This window comes from Sphingobium sp. B8D3B (genome assembly GCF_025961875.1).
In the GTDB taxonomy this organism is placed as follows: domain Bacteria; phylum Pseudomonadota; class Alphaproteobacteria; order Sphingomonadales; family Sphingomonadaceae; genus Sphingobium.
Map to the genome: position 1 here is coordinate 1,577,211 of NZ_JAOQON010000001.1, position 17,969 is coordinate 1,595,179.

Below are 17,969 nucleotides of genomic sequence, written 5' to 3' on the forward strand. Positions count from 1 at the left end.
GGCTAGCGGGTCCAGACATAAGGCCCCACGATGGTGCCGGTGAATCCGCCTGCATCTTGTGTGCTGAGGAAGCGGGCATCCACATCCGCCGCGAGCCGGCCCATGCCCCCTGCCCCGGCATAATCGAAGGACATGGTCCCCCCGTTCGCGCGGATCGTCAAAGTCATCGGGCCCCGGTTGGCGATGGGCGCTGAGGCGACCAGCTGCTCCTTCCCTTTGGCGCGGGTATACAGCGCAATCGCATCCTGCCCGTTCAGCCGTGTGAGGCCGAAGAACAGCCAGGCATCGTCGCTCTGCAACGCGGCGAGGCCGGCGCGGTCGCCCTCCTCCTGCGGCGAGAAGGTCACGACCGTGCGCATGGTCGCGACATGATGCTGCTGGCGCCGCCCCAGAAAGGCAGGCGTGCCGGCCTTGTCGCCGAGCGGCGCGGCACTGGCCAGCACCAGATCGCCACGCTCAAGCCGATAGAACGGGTGATCCGGCGTGCGGACGCCGACCCATTGCATCGCCAGCCGGTCGCCCTCGAAGCTGTCGGCATACGCGAAATCGCCGCTGGTCGGCAGCGGCGGCCGGACCTGTGGAGGCAGCGCGGGCGCCTTGGGCGCGAACGGAATCGTCTCGCCATGCGGCAGGATGACCGGCCAGCCGTCTTTCCACTGGACCGGCAGCAGGAAGGTCTCGCGACCGATATTGTAATAGTTGTCGGCATAAGGCCGCACCGCCAGAAATGTTGCCCACCAGTCGCCCGCCGGGGTCTGGACGAGCTTGGCGTGGCCGGCCGAGGTGATCGGATCGGGCCGGGCGGCATCGAGGTCGCGCTGGGTGAGGATCGGGTTATCCTTGTACGGCACATAAGGTCCGCGCAGCTTGCGCGAGCGGAACACCACCTGGGAGTGATCGACGCTCGTGCCACCTTCCGCCGCGGTCAGATAATACCAGCCATCCTTGCGCAGAATGTGCGGCCCCTCGATCCAGATCGGCTTCTTGCTCAGGTCCACCCCGCCATTGATGAGCTGGGTGCTCGGTCCGACCATCTTGCCGGCCCTCCAGTCATATTCCTGAATCCAGATCGCGCGGTGCCCCTCATAGCGCGGCGTCTCATCCGGCCCGCGATTGTTGACGATATAGGCCTTGTCGCCTTCCCAATAGATCGACGGGTCGATCCCCTCGAACGGTAGCCAGATGGGGTCGGACCAGGGGCCGGCAGGGTTCTTGGCGGTGATGACGAAATTGTCCCGGCATCCCACGCATGTGTTGACGATGTAGAAGGTGCCATCGTGAAAGCTGGTGTCCGGCGCGAACACGGCTTCGGACACGCCCCGGCCGGCGAGGTTGAGCTGATCGGGCCGGTCGATCGCATTGCCGATCTGCGTCCAGTTCACCAGATCCTTCGAATGCCAGACCGGAAGCCCCGGAAAATGCGCGAAGGATGAGGTGACGAGATAATAATCCTCCCCCACCCGCGTGATCGAGGGATCGGGATAATAGCCCGAGAGGATGGGGTTGCGGTACGCGCCCGGCTTGACCGTCACCTGCTCGATGGACTGCCCGTCATAATCGAAGCTGGCAAAGCGGGCCTCCGGCCCTGCCCATGCCGCTGCAGGCATCAAGGCCAGCGCTGCGGCCATCCACCCACGCGCCCACAGTCCCGCCGCGATCTTCATTGTCCCTCTCCTTCTGGCGGCACGCTGATCCTGTGCGGATTCGCTGCCCTGAGTCATGTTGGTAGCGCTCCCATTTCTCCTTGCCCAGCCCTGTTTATCTGCAGGTGCGCCTATCCTCCTCCAAACAGGACAAATTCATGCGCGAGCGGAATCCATTTGACCGCGCCACATCCGTAATGGTAGCGCTACCTTAACAACGCCGCACAACCATAAGCGGCGCTCAAGATAAACAAAGGAGAGCCCCCTTGTCGAAAGTCCCGATGCTCCGAACCAGCCTTGTCGTGCTTGGTCTCGCCACCGCCCTTTCCGCCTGCTCCTCGGATGAACCCGGCGCTGCAAACAATGGCGCGACTGGCGCGGCGCATGAATCGGATGGCATCTCGGCCGACGGCAAGCGCTTCCTCTCCCAGCCGCTCGTCACAGAGATTTTCACCGCCGATCCTTCGGCCCATGTCTTCAACGGCAAGATTTACGTCTATCCCAGCCATGATGTCGACGCAGGCATCCCGGACGATGACCTCGGCAACCAATATGCCATGCACGACTATCGCGTGCTGGAAATGGACAAGATCGGCGGCCCGGTAAAGATCGGCCCGGTGGCGCTGGACGTGAAGGATGTGCCCTGGGCAGCCAAGCAGATGTGGGCACCCGACGCCGCGTTCAAGAATGGCACCTACTATCTGTACTTCCCGGCCAAGGACAAGGACGGCATCTTCCACATCGGCGTGGCGACCAGCAGCACGCCCATGGGTCCGTTCAAGGCCGAGCCCAAGCCGATCGCCGGCAGCTTCTCCATGGACCCCAATGTGTTCACGGACACGGATGGAACCAGCTACATGTATTTCGGCGGCATCTGGGGCGGCCAACTCCAGAACTGGGCCAAGGGCAAGTATGACGCCGCGATCGGCGTGACCGACCTGAAGGCGGACGATCAGCCGGCGCTCATGCCCAAGGTCGCCAAAATGGCTCCGGACATGAAGAGCTATGCCGAAGCGCCTCGCGACGCGGTGATCCTCGATGAGAAAGGCAAGCCGCTCCTCGGTGGCGACCATGATCGCCGCTTCTTCGAGGGCACCTGGATGTACAAGCGCGGCGACACTTACTACCTGACCTACTCGACCGGCGACACGCACTTCCTCGTCTACGCCACGGGCAAGACGCCTTATGGTCCGTTCACCTATCGCGGCAAGATCATGGAACCGGTGCAGGGCTGGACTACCCACCACTCGATTGTGGACTGGGGCGGCAAGACCTGGCTCTTCTACCACGACACGCAGCTGAGCGGCAAAAACCACCTGCGCAACGTGAAGGTCACCGAGCTGACCTTCAACGCCGACGGCACGATCCAGACGATCAATCCGTTCCGCGACTGACCGGCATGTTCCTCGGCATCGACATCGGCACCTCCGGCGTGAAAGCGGTCGTCATCGACCAGCATGGCGCCGTTGTCGGCCAGGGAACGGCAGCGCTCACCGTGCAACGGCCGCAACCGCTCTGGTCCGAACAGGACCCGGCGGCGTGGTGGGCCGCCACCACCGCAGCCGTGCAGGCCATCGACCCCGCCGTGCGGCGCGCCGTGCTGGGCGTCGGGCTCGCCGGCCAGATGCATGGCGCCACGCTGCTCGGTGCGGACGGTCAGCCGCTGCGTCCCGCGATCCTGTGGAATGACGGGCGCAGCCATGCGGAATGCATCGCGCTGGAAGACAAGACCGACGCCTTCCGCACAATCGGCGGCAACATCGTCATGCCCGGCTTCACCGCACCAAAGCTCGCCTGGGTCGCCCGGCACGAGCCGGAGATCTTCGCCGCCATACGCACCGTGTTGCTGCCCAAGGACTATATCCGCCTGCAAATGACCGGCGACAAAGCCACGGACATGTCCGACGCCGCCGGCACCCTGTGGCTGGATGTTGCCGCGCGGCGCTGGGCGGAAGCACTGCTGGACGCGACCGGCCTCAGCCTTGCGCACATGCCGGCACTGTACGAGGGCACCGCGTTGACCGGCACGTTGCGGCCGGACGTGGCGCAACTCTGGGGCATGTCCCCCGTTCCGGTCGCAGCGGGGGGCAGCGACAATGCCGCCGGCGCGGCTGGCATCGGCATCGTCAGCGATGGCGACGGGCTGCTGTCCCTCGGCACATCGGGCGTGATCTTCATCGCCAACGACCAGTTCAAACCCAATCCAGACCGAACCGTGCACGCCTTCTGTCACTGCCTGCCTGCACACTGGCATCAGATGGCCGTGCACCTGTCGGCGGCGTCGTGCATAGACTTTGCTGCACGCCTCTCCGGTGCAGCCGGCGCCGCCGACCTCTTTTCCCGCGCGGAGTCCGTTGGCGCCGCGTGCGGACCGGAACTCTTCCTCCCCTATCTCTCGGGCGAGCGTACGCCGCATAACGACCCGCAGGTGCGCGGCGCCTTCCTCAATCTCGATCATGATAGCGGGCCGGAGCGGCTGGCGCAGGCGGTGCTGGAGGGCGTTGCCTTTGCCTTTGCCGATGGGCTGGATGCGCTGCGCGACGCCGGCAGCGATGTGGAGGAACTGGCCGTGATCGGCGGTGGCGCGCGGTCGCGCTATTGGGGCCAGATCATCGCCGCTGCGCTCGGCACGCGCCTCAACTACCTCAAGGGCGGAGAGGTCGGTCCGGCGATGGGCGCGGCCCGCTTGGCCCAGATCGGCGTAACCGGCGGCGCACCCGCCGACATCTGCACGACGCCGCCGATCGCCCATGTGATCGAGCCCGACCCGCTGACCGCCGAACGACTGGCCCCCAAGCGCGAGGCCTTCCGCCGCGCCTACCCCGCCATTCGCGCCGCACAGAGCTGACATTCTTGAAACCGACAGGGAGCGCCTGATGGCCACCGACTACTTCGCAGACATTGCCCCCATCGCCTATAAAGGCCCGGATACCGACGACGAGCTGGCCTATCGCTGGTATGACAAGGATCGCGTCGTGCTCGGCAAGCGGATGGAGGATCATCTCCGCTTTGCCGTATGCTTCTGGCACACATTCTGCTGGCCGGGCTCGGACGTGTTCGGCGCCGGCACCTTCAACCGCCCCTGGCATGCTGGCGCCGATGACAGCGCCGCCGCCCATCAGAAGCGCGCCATCGCCTTCGATTTCTTCAAGAAGCTCGATGTCCCCTTCTACTGCTTCCACGATGTCGACGTGATGGCGCAGGCCGAAGGCGTGGCCGAGCATCGCCGCTACCTCGCCGAGGCCGTCGATCATCTGGAAGAGCTGCAGGCTTCGAGCGGGCGCAAGCTGCTGTGGGGCACCGCCAACCTGTTCGGCCATCCCCGCTTTGCTGCCGGCGCCGCGACAAATCCGGACCCGGAAGTCTATGCCTTCGCCGCCATGCAGGTGCGCGATGCGCTGGAGGCCACGCATCGCCTGGGCGGCGTCAACTATGTGTTGTGGGGCGGCCGTGAGGGCTATGAGACGCTGCACAACACCAACTTGAAGCGCGAGCTCGATAATTTCGGGCGCTTCCTGACGCTGGTGGTCGAGCACAAGCACAAGATCGGCTTTTCCGGCACGATCCTCATCGAGCCCAAGCCCCACGAGCCCACCAAGCATCAATATGATTTCGATACGGCCACCGTTTACGGCTTCCTCAAGCGCTATGGCCTCGAGAATGAGGTGAAGGTGAATATCGAGGCGAACCATGCGACGCTCGCCGGCCATACCTTCGAGCATGAGCTGGCCACGGCAGCGGCACTGGGTGTCTTCGGGTCGATCGACGCCAATCGCGGCGACCATCAGAATGGCTGGGATACCGACCAGTTTCCCAACTCGGTGGAAGAACTGACCGTGGCGATGATCGAGGTGATCCGCGCCGGCGGGTTCACCACGGGCGGGTTCAACTTCGATTCCAAGGTCCGGCGCCAGTCGATGGACCCGGTGGACCTGTTCTACGGGCATATCGGCGGCATCGACACGGTGGCGCGTGGCCTGCTGAATGCCGCCGCGATCATCGAGGATGGCCGCATCGATGCGCTGCGCAATCAGCGCTATGCGGGCTGGGATGGTCCGCTGGGCAAGGAGATCGCTGCGCTCGACCTCGCCGGGATCGCCGACCTCGCCGTAACCCGCGCGCTCGACCCCAAGCCTGCCTCCGGAAGGCAGGAGCGGATCGAAAATCTCGTCAATCGCTTCATCTGAGCCATGCCGGACCCGGGCGCTTCCTCTTCGCCGGGTCAGGTCACTGATGAGGTGGTCGCTACGGCGGCCACCTCTTTTTTTGCTATCTTCTCGCCCAGGCGCTAACGAAACCGAAATTGCCGTGCCCATAGATCGGCACAAAGAGACGACAACGGCGCGGAGCCAAAGCAAGATCGCCCCCTCATCTTATCTGTTGCGATGAACGCACGATATTGGGAGAGGTCTCGCCCAGCTCCGGATAGGAAGGCGAACAAGTCAGGCGATGGTCACCAACCGCAGTTCCCGCTCGTCCCGTCGGCAGAGCTCTGGCCCCAAGATCGAGGATGTCGCCCGCCTGGCCGGCGTTTCGCCGATGACCGTGAGCCGCGTGATCAACAAGGGCACCAATGTCCGTGAGGACAAGCGCCTGGCGGTCGAGGCCGCGATTGCCGAGCTGAACTATGCGCCCAACATCGCCGCCCGCACCCTCGCGGGTGGCGAGGACACGCGCATCGGGCTGCTCCACTCCAACCCGAGCTTTGCCTATCTCAGCGAGTTTCTGGTCGGCATATTGGCGGAGACCAGCCGCACCGGCGCGCAATTGATCGTCAAGGAGTGCAATGAGGAAGGCGCAGAGGACAAGGCCATCGAGGCGCTGCTCAAGGGCCGGGTGGACGGGATCGTCCTGCCCCCGCCGCTGAGCGATTCCCCCTCCGTGCTCGCCGTGCTGGAAGGCGCCGGCGTGCCGGTCGTCGCGGTCGCCACCGGGCGCGCGCCCGACTGGGCGCTCTCGGTGAGCATCGATGACAAGGCGGCGGCCCACGCCATGACCGATCACCTGATCCTGCTCGGGCATCAGCGCATCGGCTTCATCACCGGCCACCCCAACCAGACGGCCAGCGCCGAACGGCTGGAGGGCTATCGCTCCGCGCTGGAAAAGCACGGCATTGCGCCGCAGCCCGAGCTGATCGAGCAGGGCTTCTTCACCTTCCGCTCCGGCCTGGAGGCAGCCACGCGCCTGCTCGACCTGCCCGAGCCGCCAACGGCGATCTTCGCCTCCAACGACGATATGGCCGCAGCTGCGCTGACCGTCGCGCACCGGCGGGGTATCGATGTGCCGCAGAGGCTGACGATCTGCGGCTTCGACGATACCGCTTTGGCGCTCACCAGTTGGCCGGAGCTGACGACCATCCGCCAGCCGATCACTGATATGGCGCAGCAGGCGGTGGCGCTGTTGACGCGGGAAATCCGGATGCGCAACGCCTCATCGAAGGGCGTGGACCACCCGCATGTCGTGACGCCCTACACGCTGATTGCGCGTGAGAGTGACGGACCCCCGCCCCAGCCCTGAAAAAGCGAACGGCCCGGCGACGCCTAAGCGTGACCGGGCCGAGCGTGTTGTCGGGTGAGCGATCAGCCTTCCATCTGCTCCAGTTCCCGTCCCTTGGTCTCGCGCACCATGGCGCGGACGAAGAAGAAGGAGACGGCGGCAAAGAAGGCATAGCCGAAATAGGCCACCGCAAGGCCAGGGCTGACCACCAGCGAGGGGAAGCTCACCGAAACGAGGGCGTTCGCCAGCCACTGCGCCAGCCCCGCCACCGCCAGGCCCGAGCCGCGGATCTGGTTAGGGAACATCTCGCCCAGCATCACCCACATGATCGGCCCCCAGCTCAGATTGAAGAAGATCACGTAGAGATTGGCCGAAATCAGTGCGATGATGCCATTGCTGCCCGGCAGCACCACGCCGCCATCGGCGCCCGTGACCGCCGTGGAGAAGGCATAGGCCACGATCGCCAGCGTGACGGCCATGCCCGCCGATCCGAAAAGCAGCAGCGGCTTACGGCCGATCTTGTCCACCAGGAACATGGTGGCGATGCAGGCCCCGATGGAGAGCACGCCCGAGAGGATGTTGGTCTGCAGCGCATAATCCTCCGAGAAGCCGACGGCCTCCCACAAGGTGGCGCCATAATAGAAGACCACATTGATGCCGACGAACTGCTGGAAGATCGCAAGGCCGATGCCGGTCCACACGATCGGCCGGATGCGCCCGGTCGTCTTGTCGATGAGATCGGAGAGACGCGGGCGATGGTGATCGGCGGCGAGGCTGTCGCGGATCTCACCAACCTTGCGCGTCGCTTCCTCCGGCCCGAACAGCCGCGAGAGAACGGCGTGGGCGCGCTCTTCCTTGCCCTTGACCACCAGATAGCGTGGGCTTTCGGGAATGATCAGCAGCGCCAGGATGTAGATGGCCGCCGGGATCGCCTGCAGCAGGAACATCCAGCGCCAGGCCGGCAGGTCGAACCACAAGGTCGCCGTCGAGCCGCCGGCATAGCGCGCCAGCACGAAGTTGGCGACGAACGCTCCGGTAAGGCCGGTGATGATCATCACCTGCTGGATGCTGGAGAGGCGCCCCCGGATCGAGGCGGGCGTCACCTCGGAAATATAGACCGGCGAAATCACGCTGGCCGCGCCGACGCCGAGACCGCCGATGATCCGCGCCATGATGAACATCGCCGAAGACCCGGCCGCACCGGCCAGAAGCGCGCTGATGAGGAAGAGCAGGCCGGCCAGCATCATCACGCCGCGACGGCCAATGAGGTCGGACATGCGCCCGGCGAGAAACGCGCCCAGCGCGGAGCCGACCAGAATGGCGCCGACATTGATGCCGATGCCCAGCGCGCCCAGGTCAAACGCGGATTCCAGCCCCTTCTGGGTGCCGTTGATCACGCCGGAATCATAGCCGAACATGAAGCCACCAATGGTGGCGATGGCCACGATGGCGAATATGAACCCGATGTTGGTTCGCCCGATGGCGTGCGTTTCAGCGCTCATGCCGAGCCCCTCCTCTCTCTCAAAAATTCTGCCGACTTCAGCCGAGGCCGGGACGGCGTTTCTTCTGTCAAATATCTGCCGGGGTAACCGGCAATCCTGCAACCTTGGGATCGAATGCGAAAACGTGGCCGGCCAACGGCTGTGCCTCACGCGCGGCAGCATCCAGCCCCTTGTGCGCGGTGGTGGCATAGGCGGTGCGCAGATCTGGCCCACCAAAGGTGATCTTGGTCACATTGGCGACCGGGAAGGAGATGGTCTGCATCAGCGAGCCCTGCGGATCATAGCGCCGCACGCCCCAGCCGCCGAACAAAGCGACCCACAGGCAGCCCTCACTATCCAGCACGGAGCCGTCCGGCCAGCCGGCGCCATCCTCGATGGTGATGAACAGCTCGCCCGCGCCGACCGTGCCGTTCTCATCGACCGGGACTTTCCAGATTTTCCGGCCAAGCGTGTCGGTGTGATAAAGTGTGCGCCCGCCGGCGCTGATGGCAGGGCCGTTGGCGATCTCGACAGCAGGCACGGCCGTGGCGTCGCACTGCCCGCCGGCGAGGCAATAGAGGCGCCCGGTATGGGCGGCTTCGCTGTCGTCCATGCTGCCGAACCACAGCCGCCCTTGAGTATCGGTGGCGGCGTCGTTCAGCCGATTGCCGGGCAGATGCGGCTCGGGATCGTGGAACAGCGAAAATGCCCCGCTTTGCGGATCGAACCGATGCAGGCCGGTGCGCACGCCGGTCATCATGCCGCCGCTGCGCGTGGGCAGCGCCCAGCCAATCTGGTCCGGCGCATCCCACACCGCCAGCGCGCCGCTCGCAGGCACATGACGGTAGAGCTTGTGCCCCTTGATATCGACGAACCACAGGGCATCGTCCCACCAGACCGGCCCTTCGCCGAGCGTCATGCCCAGGGGAAGGATCGGCTCCGGCTGCATCTCAGCGCCAGCCTGCGTCGACGAAATATTCGTGCCCGCTGCACAGCGCGCCGTCATCGGAAGCGAGGAACAGCGCCAGCGCGGCGACATCGCGCGGCTGGATGCGGCGCGGGAGGCATTGCGCCTGCAGGATCTCCGCCTCACCTTCCGGCGTATACCACTGCTTCTGGCGGGGGGTATCGACATTGCCCGGCACGATGGCGGTCACGCGGATATTGTCGCCGCCCAGATCACGCGCCAGCGCGCGGGTCATGCCCTCCACGCCGGCCTTCGCGGTCTGGTAGAGCACCAACTCGGACATGCCGAGATGCCAGCTCACCGAGCCCAGATTGATGACGGCACCGCCGCCCCGCGCCCGCATCGCCGGAACCACGGCTTGCGCGGCGAAGAACTGGTGGCGCAGGTTGGTCGCCATGCGCTCGTCCCAATAATCGGCGGTCACCTCGTCATAGCGATGGCGGTCGTCATTGGCGGCATTGTTGACCAGCACGTCGAACCCGCCCATCTCGCTCTCCAGCGCGCGGACGGTCCGCTCCAGCTCGGCGACGTTGCGAAGGTCGCAATGGCGAAAGCGCGCGCCGCTCAGCGCACGCGCCAGATCGGCGCCGGCAATGTCGTTGAAGTCGAGGAAGGCGACATGCGCGCCCTGGCCCGCAAACGCCGCGACGATAGCCGCCCCGATCCCGGTCGCCCCACCGGTGACCAGCACGTTCTTGCCCGCCAGGCTGGGATAGACGGCGTATTGTGTTTGCTCAGACTTGTTCATGCCGATTCCAGAAGACCGCGCCGCTGCAGATTTGCGTAGAAGGCGCCAATACCCAGCTGCCAGGGTGGTGCATCGCGCGAGGTGACGACCCGATTGACCAGGCGCCCGAGCTTATCGGACGCGATGGTGACAACATCGCCCACCTTGTGGGTGAAGCCACGCCCCGGCTCGTCGCGGTCCTGCACGGGCGCGAACAGCGTGCCGAGGAACAGCGCAAAGCCATCGGGATATTGATGCTCGCTCAACGTCTGGCGCACCAGATCGAGCGGATCGCGGCTGATCTCCGCCATGTTGCTCACGCCTTCGAGCACGAACCCATCCTCTCCGGCGATGGTCAGCCGCACTGCGGCACGGCGCACATCATCGATGCTGAAGCTGTCATCGAACAATCGCACCAGCGGGCCGATGGAACAGGAGGCGTTATTGTCCTTGGCCTTACCGAGCAGCAGCGCCGAGCGGCCCTCGAAATCGCGCAGATTGACGTCATTGCCGAGCGTCGCGCCGACGACGGCGCCGAGGCTGTCCGCCAGCAGCACGATCTCCGGCTCGGGGTTGTTCCAAGCAGAATCCGAGCGGATGCCGATCGCGGCGCCCGGCCCCACGGTGGAGAGCACCGGGGACTTGGTGAACACCTCCGCATCCGGGCCGATGGCGACCTCCAGATATTGCGACCACAGCCCGTCCTCGATCAGCGCCTCCTTGAGCGAGGCGGCTTCCGGCGTACCAGGCTGGACGGAGCGGATTTGCCCGCCAATGCGCGACTCCAGCCGCTCGCGGATCGAGGCAGCCCGGCTCCAGTCGCCCCGCGCCCGCTCCTCGATCACCCGCTCAATGGCGGACAAAGCGAAGGTGACGCCGCAAGCCTTGACGCATTGTAGATCGACGGGGCTGAGCAAGCGCGCGGATGCAGGATCAAAATGGCCCAGCGAGGTGCCGCCAGCGCCTGACAAATCGCCGCTTTCCACAAGGGCCGAGACGGTCGGCCAGACGTGCGCCATATCGAGCAGCTCACCCTGCCGGACGAGCACGGGGCTCGGGCCATCGCCAAAATCGGCTCGCCCCAGAAACATGCCCTCTTCCCAATCGACGGGCAGCATCGGGCCGGACTCTTCTGGATGTATCACTTCCTCTCCCTCGCCCCCGAGGGCGCCCCTGTGTGTTAGCGCTATCAAGAGCTATTGCGCTTGTTTGTCAAGAGGGGCTACTCCTGCGCCTCTAACGCGTTGACAAGAGAGACGATGACACCCGGCCCCACCCTCTGTTTCGGCGAACTGCTGCTCCGCCTCTCCGCCGTACCCGGCGAGAGCCTGTTCCAGAGCGAGCGGCTGGATGCGCGATTCGTCGGCGCGGAAGCCAATGTCGCGGTGGCGCTGGCGCGACTGGGCATTCCGAGCGCGTTGCTCACCGCGCTCCCGCCGGGGCCGGTCGGCGACGCGGCGCTGGACGCATTGCGCCGGCCCGGCGTGGACGTGCGCCATGTGCAGCGCCAGCCGGGACGGATGGGGCTGTTCTATCTCATGCCGGGGAGCGGCCTGCGCGCGCCCGCGATCAGCTATGATCGCGCTGGCAGCAGTTTCGCGATTACCCCGGCCGAGCGCTATGATTGGGCTGCGGCGCTGGTGGGGGCGGCCATGCTGCATCTTTCCGGCATCATCCCCGCCCTCTCGCCTGACGCCCCCAAATTGTCCCTCGCGGCGATGGAGGCCGCGAAGGCCGCCGGCATTCCGATCTCCTTCGACGGGAATTTCCGCGCGACGCTCTGGGAAAGCTGGTGCGACAATCCCGCGCCGATCCTCGCCCGCCATGTCGAGATGGCTGATCTGTTCTTCGGCAGTGCGCGAGACATTGCGATGCTGCTCGGCCAGTCCTTCGATGCGCAGGACGCGGACGGACGCCGCGCCGCAGCCGAGGCAGCCTTCGCGCGCTTCCCCAATCTACGCCACATCGCCTCCACCCATCGCGTGGTCACCCATGCCGGGCTCCATCACCTTTGCGCCCGCCTCGATACACCGGATGACAGCTTCGAGACGCAAGTTATTGAAGTTGCTGGGATCGTCGACCGAATCGGCACCGGGGACGCATTCGCCGCCGGGGTGATCGCGCATCTCGATGCCGGCATCGCCACCGCAGCCGAGCGCGGTCTGGCGCTCTGTGTGCTCAATCATTTCGTTCATGGCGATTTCAGCCCGATCAGCGCGGAGGAACTCGCCGCATTCCGCCCCGGCCAAACCGGCGACGTCCGCCGATGAGAAAGCGAGCATCCCTGTGACACAGTGGTTCGATCAGATCGCCGACATGCCGCTGGTGGCGATCCTGCGCGGCCTCACCCCCGAGGAGGCGCCCGCGATCGGGGCTGCGCTCATCGAGGCGGGCCTGCGCTGCATCGAGGTGCCGCTCAATTCGCCCCGCCCGCTGGAGAGCATCGCCGCCCTCGCCCGCCTGCCCGGCGGCGCGCTGATCGGGGCCGGTACCGTGCTGAGCGTGGACGCGGTGGATCAGGTCGCGCAGGCGGGCGGGCGCGTCATCGTCTCGCCCAACATGAACCCGCAGGTGATCCGCCGCACCAAGGCGCTCGGCCTGCTTTCCATGCCCGGCATCGCCACGCCCAGCGAGGCCTTCGCCGCCATCGATGCCGGGGCCGATGCGCTCAAGCTCTTCCCCGCGGAGATGCACAGCCCGGCGGTGCTCAAGGCGATGAAGGCGGTGCTGCCCGCCGACATTCCTGTGCTGGTGGTGGGCGGCATCGGGCCGGACAATATGGCCGCATGGCGCTGCGCCGGCGCTGCCGGGTTCGGCATTGGATCATCGATTTATCAGCCGGGGCTGGATGCAGCACAGGTCCGCCAGCGGGCAGATGCCATGGTAGCGGCGTGGCGCGCGCTTGAGCACTGAGCGCTTGTGGAGGCGTGTTCGGCAAAACCCTGCCCCACCCCCGCCGTCACCCCGGGCTTGACCCGGGGTCCAGCTTCCTTCCGGACCGACTTCTCGCCAGGATCTTGCCAGACGAAATGCGCCGAAACAGGTTAGCTGGACCCCGGGTCAAGCCCGGGGTGACGCTTGGAGGGGTGGTTAGTCTCACCCCTGCTTACCGCTCCGCGTTCGCCAACTCATGCGCAGCGTTCGCCAGTTCGATAAAGCCCGCACCGGCGGAGATCACATATTCATTCTGCCCCCAGAAGAACGGCCAATCCTCATGGTTCTCCGGAAAATCCGGTTTGATGATCAGCGCACCCGGCACCACGCCGCCGGCGATGAAGCTGAAGTCCGCGCGATTGGTGCCATAGGCCACTTCCTTGGATCGCGCGCCAACCGCCGAGACGAAGGAGATGTCCGAGCCGGGATGGTTGCCGAGCAGATAGTCGATACTGCGAAACACCGCATCGCTCTTCACAATCTCCGGGAAAGCCTTGTGCAGTGCATAAGCGGCGAGACCATAGTCGATCACGCCTTCATTCCCCGCCCAGCCGCCTTCCGAGATCGGCACGCCATAGGGATTGGCGGCGGCGATCTTGTCGCTCTGCGCGGCCCATTGCCGCACGAGCCGCTCCATCGCCGCGCGATAGGAAGGTGGCATGAACGGCAGGGCTTCGGTCGCCAGCGCAGCCTGAAAGCCGAAGAATTTTGAGACGGATGGCCACAGCGCCTCGATCTGTGCCGCGTAGCGCTTGTCGCGCGTAGTCTTGAGCAATTGCACGGCGGCCGCGAACTGCTCGGCTTCGAGCGGCCCGCCGGTCGTATTGCCATGCTGGAAGACATAAGGCGGATGGCTCTGCTCCTCGGCCCACACCCGTGTCGCAATGGCCAATGCCTTGGCGGAGAGCGCCGGGTCCAGCGTCTTGAGGGCGCGACTGGCCGCAGCCAGCGCCGCAATCGAACCGTAATTGAGCGCCGAGGACCGGCTGGTGAACGCCCAGCGATCATCGGGCGTGCCACTGTAATCCCCCTTGACCTGATAAGGCTTGAGCGCCGGATCGTAGATCTTGCCGTCGGTCTTGGTCACGGCGTCGCCAAGATGCGTGTACTGCCCCACATCGGGCTCCACGATGCCGTGGATCGCATGGCCGACCGCATCGAATTGCGCGGCGAGCTGGAGCGTGCCGTGGCGGATTTGCTGGAGCAGGTCGGGCTGACCATCCGGCACATGGATTTCCACGCGCCGTGTGGCACCATCCACGCTGGTCGTGTCGCGATCCAGCCCGAAGCCCTCCCAGCTCCGCACCATGGAGCGTATCACGGCATATTGCGTCTGCGTGCGGATGTCATAGTCGCCGGCATCGTACCATCCGCCGATGTTGAGGCCGGGAATATGCTCGCCGGGCTTGAACCGCGTATCGGTGGTCGGACCCTGCGCATACAGGTCGATATGCTCATGATTGAGCGGCGCCTGCCGGGCATCGTCCTGGTGGGACTCGCCGTGCCAGATCCGATAGGCCTCGTTGACGGTCACATGGTCCATCGCCACCGGGAAGTAGACGTCCAGTGTCGGATGCCAGGCATCTGCAAACAGATCCTGCGCGATGCGAAACGGCGCGGTCCTACTGTCGCCATAGGCCAGCCGATAGAGCCCCGGCGCGCGCACGGTGCTGAAGTCGAAGCGCAGGTATCGATAGCGCAGATAATCCCCCGCTTCGGCCGGCGCGCCGCTGAGAACGGGCACTTCCTGCCCCGAAGGCTCGACGCGCAGAAGCTGCGCTTGCGCGCGCCGGGTGTCGGCGCGGTCGATCTCGATCGTCGCGACCTTTGCTTGCCCCGGCGTGTAGCCAAGCTGCGAATGGCCGATGGACGGCGGCCGCAGCCAGCCGGGCGCGCTGGTCGGCGAGAGGGTCCACTCCACCACCACGCCCGTCTTGCCCGCCGGCAGCAGCGACCGCAGGACGAACCAGCCATTCTGCGCCTGATTGCGCCCGTCATAGAGCGCAATCGGCGTTTGCGAGCGCAAGCGGACCCGGCGCGCGGCATCGGACGGAGCGAGCACGATGTCGCTGCCTTGCGCCAGAGGGAGCGGCTCGGCACCGGGGCCGTCGCTGCGTCCGCTGGCGGGATTACGCTCCGGCGTCCGCACCATCGCGCTGGCCGGATAACGCGGGAAGGCACCGGGCTTGCCGTCCACCATGAAGGCATTGCGGTAATAAGCCGAAGGCAGGAACTCCAGGTTCAGCCCCGCCTTGCCCACCAGCGCCGCCGGCAAGGCGCGCGGCAATTCGACGGTCAGGACAAGGTCGGCGCCGCGCGGAACGGCGCGGATGATGTAGCGGAAGTCATGCTCTGGATATTCCAGCACTGCCTCGATGGTGCCGGTGCGCGCATCGACCTTGCGCTCGACCATCCGCCCGATGGCATCCCACTGGCCCGGTGTGGCGGAGAGGCGGACATCGCCATTGGTGGCGATCCGCCGATCCTGCTGGATGATCTCCACGCCGCTGATCTTCGAGTCGGCGAACAGCCCGTCATACCAGTTGCTGAACACCAGCACGTTGGCGGCCGGCGCCTCGAAATAGCCGGAGTCTCCTAGCAGCAGGGCGGGCTCGTCGCCATAGGCAGCAGGCACGGCCGAGGCCATAAAAACTACGACAAAAGATCCAAAAATAGCCGCGCGCCGCATCCGCCCCTCCTCATTTTGTTAACGCTAACATAGCCGTGTGATTTTTAGATTGGCAACAAAATTGTGTAATAACGTTGGCTTACATGCGGCCCCGCAACGCTCAACGATTGAAACTGCTCGCTATTTTTGTCGGACAAGTTGACGTTTGAAGAAATCAACGATTATTCTGCAGCCATCGCATCGGGGGACTCGCAGGTTCGCCGCAATGTCGTATCGAGGAGTAGGCAGGCAGTCGGCCTATCGACCGCACTGAACCGGGGAGGAAAGTCTTGAACATCTCGATTCGTCATGCGTCCGTTCACGCCGTGCTGTCTGCTTTGGCTCTGGCCGCCCTGTCACCTGCCGCCGCGCAGGATGCGACCGTTACCGCCATTCCCGCGCCGGCCGAGCCGGGCGCCATTCCGCTCGGCACCGGCCCGGTCAAGGGCGCCACGGCGCCCGAAAGCTGGTTCCGGCAATATGGCGTGCCGATGGCCCGCAATGTCTCCACCGCGACGCTTACACCGGTGCTGCCGGCACCGGGCAAGGCCAATGGCACCGCGGTCATCGTCGCGCCGGGGGGCGCCTTCCTGCTACTCTCCATGGAGAATGAAGGCTGGCGGGTCGCCCGGGCGCTGGCAGACCGGGGCATCACGGCTTTCGTGCTCAAATATCGCCTGCGGCCCACGCCGCCCGCGCTCGCCGATTTCGACCGCCAGTTGCGCGCTGCCTTCGCCAATGTCGGCCGGGCGGAGACGCGGTCCAGCCCCGACGAAGCCGTGGCCGGCCTGCCGGAGCAGATCGCCGATGCCGTCGCCGCGATCACGCTGGTGCGCGCGAGGTCCGCAGAGTGGGGCATCGATCCCAAGCGCGTCGGCATGATGGGCTTTTCCGCCGGGGCCATGACGACGATGGTCACGACCCTCGCCCGTCCCGATCTCGACCTGGCGTTCATCGCGCCAATCTACGGCTCGATGGAGCGGGTGACCGTACCCGCCAACGCGCCGCCGCTGTTCGGCGTCATCGCCTCGGATGATCCCCTGTTTGCCAAAAAGGGCTTCGGCCTGCTCGATGCCTGGCAGGAGGCCGGCAAACCGGTCGAATTCCATCTTTACGAGCGCGGCGGCCATGGCTTTGGCCTTGGCAAGGAGGGCACGACCAGCACCGGTTGGCTGGATGCCTTCATGGCATGGCTGGACATGCACGGGCTGCTGAAACCGTCCTGACCTGCCCCGCAGGTCTCTTGCGGGCTGCGCACGCCGCAGCCCGCCCTTGAAGGAATGACCATGATCGCGTCCAAGGCCATATCCCATGTGCGTTGCTGCCTCGCCCCGCTGGTCCTGCTGGGCACCCTGCAGGGTGTCGCAAGTGCGGCGGAGAGCGCCGGCACGCTCGCGCCCTATTTCACGCCTGCCGGACGCGCCCCGGCCAGGCCGGATGCGGACGGGTTCATCCGCCGCTGGCTCATCCTGGAGCCGATGACCAAGCCCAACCGCACCAACACGGTGTTTACCGGCAGCTATGTGCGCAAGACGCTGACCGCCTATCCCTTCCCCACTCAGACCAGCGGCCTGCCACGCGCGGGTGAAACAGTGACCGTGGAAGGGCAGACGCTCGCCTGGCATGCACTCGATTCAAGCGCGTTCGACGTGAAGCTGTTCAATTTCGCCCAGTCGCTGGGCAAAACCAAATATGGCGTGATCTTCCATGTCGCGACGGTCGTGGACAGCCCGCGCGACATGGAGGTGCGCATGGCCGTGGGCTCAAACTCGGCCTCCATGTGGTGGGTGAATGGGGTGGAGACGGCCGTCCTGTTCAACGATCGCCGCATGGTGATGGACGATGTGGTCTCGCGCCGCATCACCCTGAAAAAGGGGCGCAACATCATTCGCGGCGCGGTCATCAACGGGCCGGGCCTGAGCGACTATTGCGTCCGCTTCATCGATGAAGCCGGACGCGGCATCACCGATCTCGCGGTGACCACGCTTTGAACGAGCCAAGCGCTCCAGCCCAGCAGCCCCTTCCTCCTTCCCTTCGCCTGACCGAGGTGATC

The 17,969-nt window shown here is 65.4% G+C and carries 14 protein-coding genes; 8 read left to right on the forward strand and 6 right to left on the reverse strand.

Going from position 1 to position 17,969, the window contains the following annotated elements; genetic code table 11:
- Positions 1 to 2: 2 nt before the first annotated feature.
- Positions 3 to 1,664, reverse strand: a complete 1,662-nt coding sequence (locus tag M2343_RS07355) for a glycoside hydrolase family 43 protein (RefSeq protein ID WP_413716012.1) — start codon at positions 1,662 to 1,664, stop codon at positions 3 to 5.
- Positions 1,665 to 1,924: 260 nt separating this feature from the next.
- Here M2343_RS07355 and M2343_RS07360 point away from each other — a divergent pair, with 260 nt between their 5' ends.
- From M2343_RS07360 to M2343_RS07375, 4 genes are all read left to right on the forward strand, one after another.
- Complete coding sequence (locus M2343_RS07360) at positions 1,925 to 3,037, forward strand: glycoside hydrolase family 43 protein (protein WP_181561366.1); 1,113 nt, start codon at positions 1,925 to 1,927, stop codon at positions 3,035 to 3,037.
- A 5-nt stretch (positions 3,038 to 3,042) separates the two neighbouring features.
- Positions 3,043 to 4,491, forward strand: coding sequence for a xylulokinase (gene xylB, locus M2343_RS07365; protein WP_264576151.1), 1,449 nt, complete (start codon positions 3,043 to 3,045; stop codon positions 4,489 to 4,491).
- A 28-nt stretch (positions 4,492 to 4,519) separates the two neighbouring features.
- Positions 4,520 to 5,830 carry a xylose isomerase gene (xylA, locus tag M2343_RS07370; protein WP_264576152.1) on the forward strand — a complete coding sequence of 437 codons (1,311 nt, stop codon included), beginning with the start codon at positions 4,520 to 4,522 and terminating at the stop codon, positions 5,828 to 5,830.
- A gap of 262 nt (positions 5,831 to 6,092) precedes the next feature.
- Positions 6,093 to 7,160, forward strand: a complete 1,068-nt coding sequence (locus M2343_RS07375; RefSeq protein WP_264576153.1) for a LacI family DNA-binding transcriptional regulator — start codon at positions 6,093 to 6,095, stop codon at positions 7,158 to 7,160.
- A 62-nt stretch (positions 7,161 to 7,222) separates the two neighbouring features.
- On the opposite strand, the gene M2343_RS07380 is transcribed toward M2343_RS07375, so the two are convergent.
- From M2343_RS07380 to M2343_RS07395, 4 genes are all read right to left on the reverse strand, one after another.
- Positions 7,223 to 8,641, reverse strand: coding sequence for a sugar porter family MFS transporter (locus M2343_RS07380; protein ID WP_264576154.1), 1,419 nt, complete (start codon positions 8,639 to 8,641; stop codon positions 7,223 to 7,225).
- A 67-nt stretch (positions 8,642 to 8,708) separates the two neighbouring features.
- On the reverse strand, positions 8,709 to 9,569 hold the full coding sequence (locus M2343_RS07385) for an SMP-30/gluconolactonase/LRE family protein (protein WP_264576155.1): 861 nt from the start codon (positions 9,567 to 9,569) through the stop codon (positions 8,709 to 8,711).
- Between the two features lies 1 nt (position 9,570).
- Positions 9,571 to 10,335, reverse strand: coding sequence for an SDR family NAD(P)-dependent oxidoreductase (locus M2343_RS07390; protein ID WP_264569867.1), 765 nt, complete (start codon positions 10,333 to 10,335; stop codon positions 9,571 to 9,573).
- On the reverse strand, positions 10,332 to 11,432 hold the full coding sequence (locus tag M2343_RS07395) for a fumarylacetoacetate hydrolase family protein (protein WP_264576156.1): 1,101 nt from the start codon (positions 11,430 to 11,432) through the stop codon (positions 10,332 to 10,334). Before M2343_RS07395 ends, M2343_RS07390 begins: the two co-directional genes overlap by 4 nt.
- A 141-nt stretch (positions 11,433 to 11,573) precedes the next feature.
- On the opposite strand from M2343_RS07395, the gene M2343_RS07400 reads away from it, so the two are divergent.
- Together M2343_RS07400 and M2343_RS07405 are read left to right on the forward strand one after the other, a co-directional pair.
- The gene (locus tag M2343_RS07400; RefSeq protein WP_264576157.1) at positions 11,574 to 12,584 is read left to right on the forward strand and encodes a sugar kinase; all 1,011 of its coding nucleotides are present in this window, start codon (positions 11,574 to 11,576) and stop codon (positions 12,582 to 12,584) included.
- 46 nt (positions 12,585 to 12,630) lie between these two features.
- The gene (locus M2343_RS07405) at positions 12,631 to 13,227 is read left to right on the forward strand and encodes a 2-dehydro-3-deoxy-6-phosphogalactonate aldolase (RefSeq protein WP_264577520.1); all 597 of its coding nucleotides are present in this window, start codon (positions 12,631 to 12,633) and stop codon (positions 13,225 to 13,227) included.
- A gap of 193 nt (positions 13,228 to 13,420) precedes the next feature.
- On the opposite strand, the gene M2343_RS07410 is transcribed toward M2343_RS07405, so the two are convergent.
- The gene (locus M2343_RS07410; RefSeq protein ID WP_264576158.1) at positions 13,421 to 15,883 is read right to left on the reverse strand and encodes a glycoside hydrolase family 9 protein; all 2,463 of its coding nucleotides are present in this window, start codon (positions 15,881 to 15,883) and stop codon (positions 13,421 to 13,423) included.
- 323 nt (positions 15,884 to 16,206) lie between these two features.
- Here M2343_RS07410 and M2343_RS07415 point away from each other — a divergent pair, with 323 nt between their 5' ends.
- A complete protein-coding gene (locus M2343_RS07415; protein WP_264576159.1) occupies positions 16,207 to 17,142 on the forward strand; it encodes an alpha/beta hydrolase in 936 nt (311 codons plus the stop codon).
- Between the two features lie 60 nt (positions 17,143 to 17,202).
- Positions 17,203 to 17,907 (forward strand): acetylxylan esterase, encoded by a 705-nt coding sequence (locus M2343_RS07420; RefSeq protein ID WP_264576160.1) that lies wholly within the window; start codon positions 17,203 to 17,205, stop codon positions 17,905 to 17,907.
- Positions 17,908 to 17,969 lie beyond the last annotated feature (62 nt).

Bases quoted from the DNA above. Each gene is read 5' to 3' on its own strand.
- M2343_RS07355 (WP_413716012.1), bottom strand. From the start codon at position 1,664: ATGAAGATCGCGGCGGGACTGTGGGCGCGTGGGTGGATGGCCGCAGCG.
- M2343_RS07360 (WP_181561366.1), top strand. From the start codon at position 1,925: ATGCTCCGAACCAGCCTTGTCGTGCTTGGTCTCGCCACCGCCCTTTCC.
- xylB (WP_264576151.1), top strand. From the start codon at position 3,043: ATGTTCCTCGGCATCGACATCGGCACCTCCGGCGTGAAAGCGGTCGTC.
- xylA (WP_264576152.1), top strand. From the start codon at position 4,520: ATGGCCACCGACTACTTCGCAGACATTGCCCCCATCGCCTATAAAGGC.
- M2343_RS07375 (WP_264576153.1), top strand. From the start codon at position 6,093: ATGGTCACCAACCGCAGTTCCCGCTCGTCCCGTCGGCAGAGCTCTGGC.
- M2343_RS07380 (WP_264576154.1), bottom strand. From the start codon at position 8,641: ATGAGCGCTGAAACGCACGCCATCGGGCGAACCAACATCGGGTTCATA.
- M2343_RS07385 (WP_264576155.1), bottom strand. From the start codon at position 9,569: ATGCAGCCGGAGCCGATCCTTCCCCTGGGCATGACGCTCGGCGAAGGG.
- M2343_RS07390 (WP_264569867.1), bottom strand. From the start codon at position 10,335: ATGAACAAGTCTGAGCAAACACAATACGCCGTCTATCCCAGCCTGGCG.
- M2343_RS07395 (WP_264576156.1), bottom strand. From the start codon at position 11,432: ATGCTGCCCGTCGATTGGGAAGAGGGCATGTTTCTGGGGCGAGCCGAT.
- M2343_RS07400 (WP_264576157.1), top strand. From the start codon at position 11,574: ATGACACCCGGCCCCACCCTCTGTTTCGGCGAACTGCTGCTCCGCCTC.
- M2343_RS07405 (WP_264577520.1), top strand. From the start codon at position 12,631: ATGCCGCTGGTGGCGATCCTGCGCGGCCTCACCCCCGAGGAGGCGCCC.
- M2343_RS07420 (WP_264576160.1), top strand. From the start codon at position 17,203: ATGATCGCGTCCAAGGCCATATCCCATGTGCGTTGCTGCCTCGCCCCG.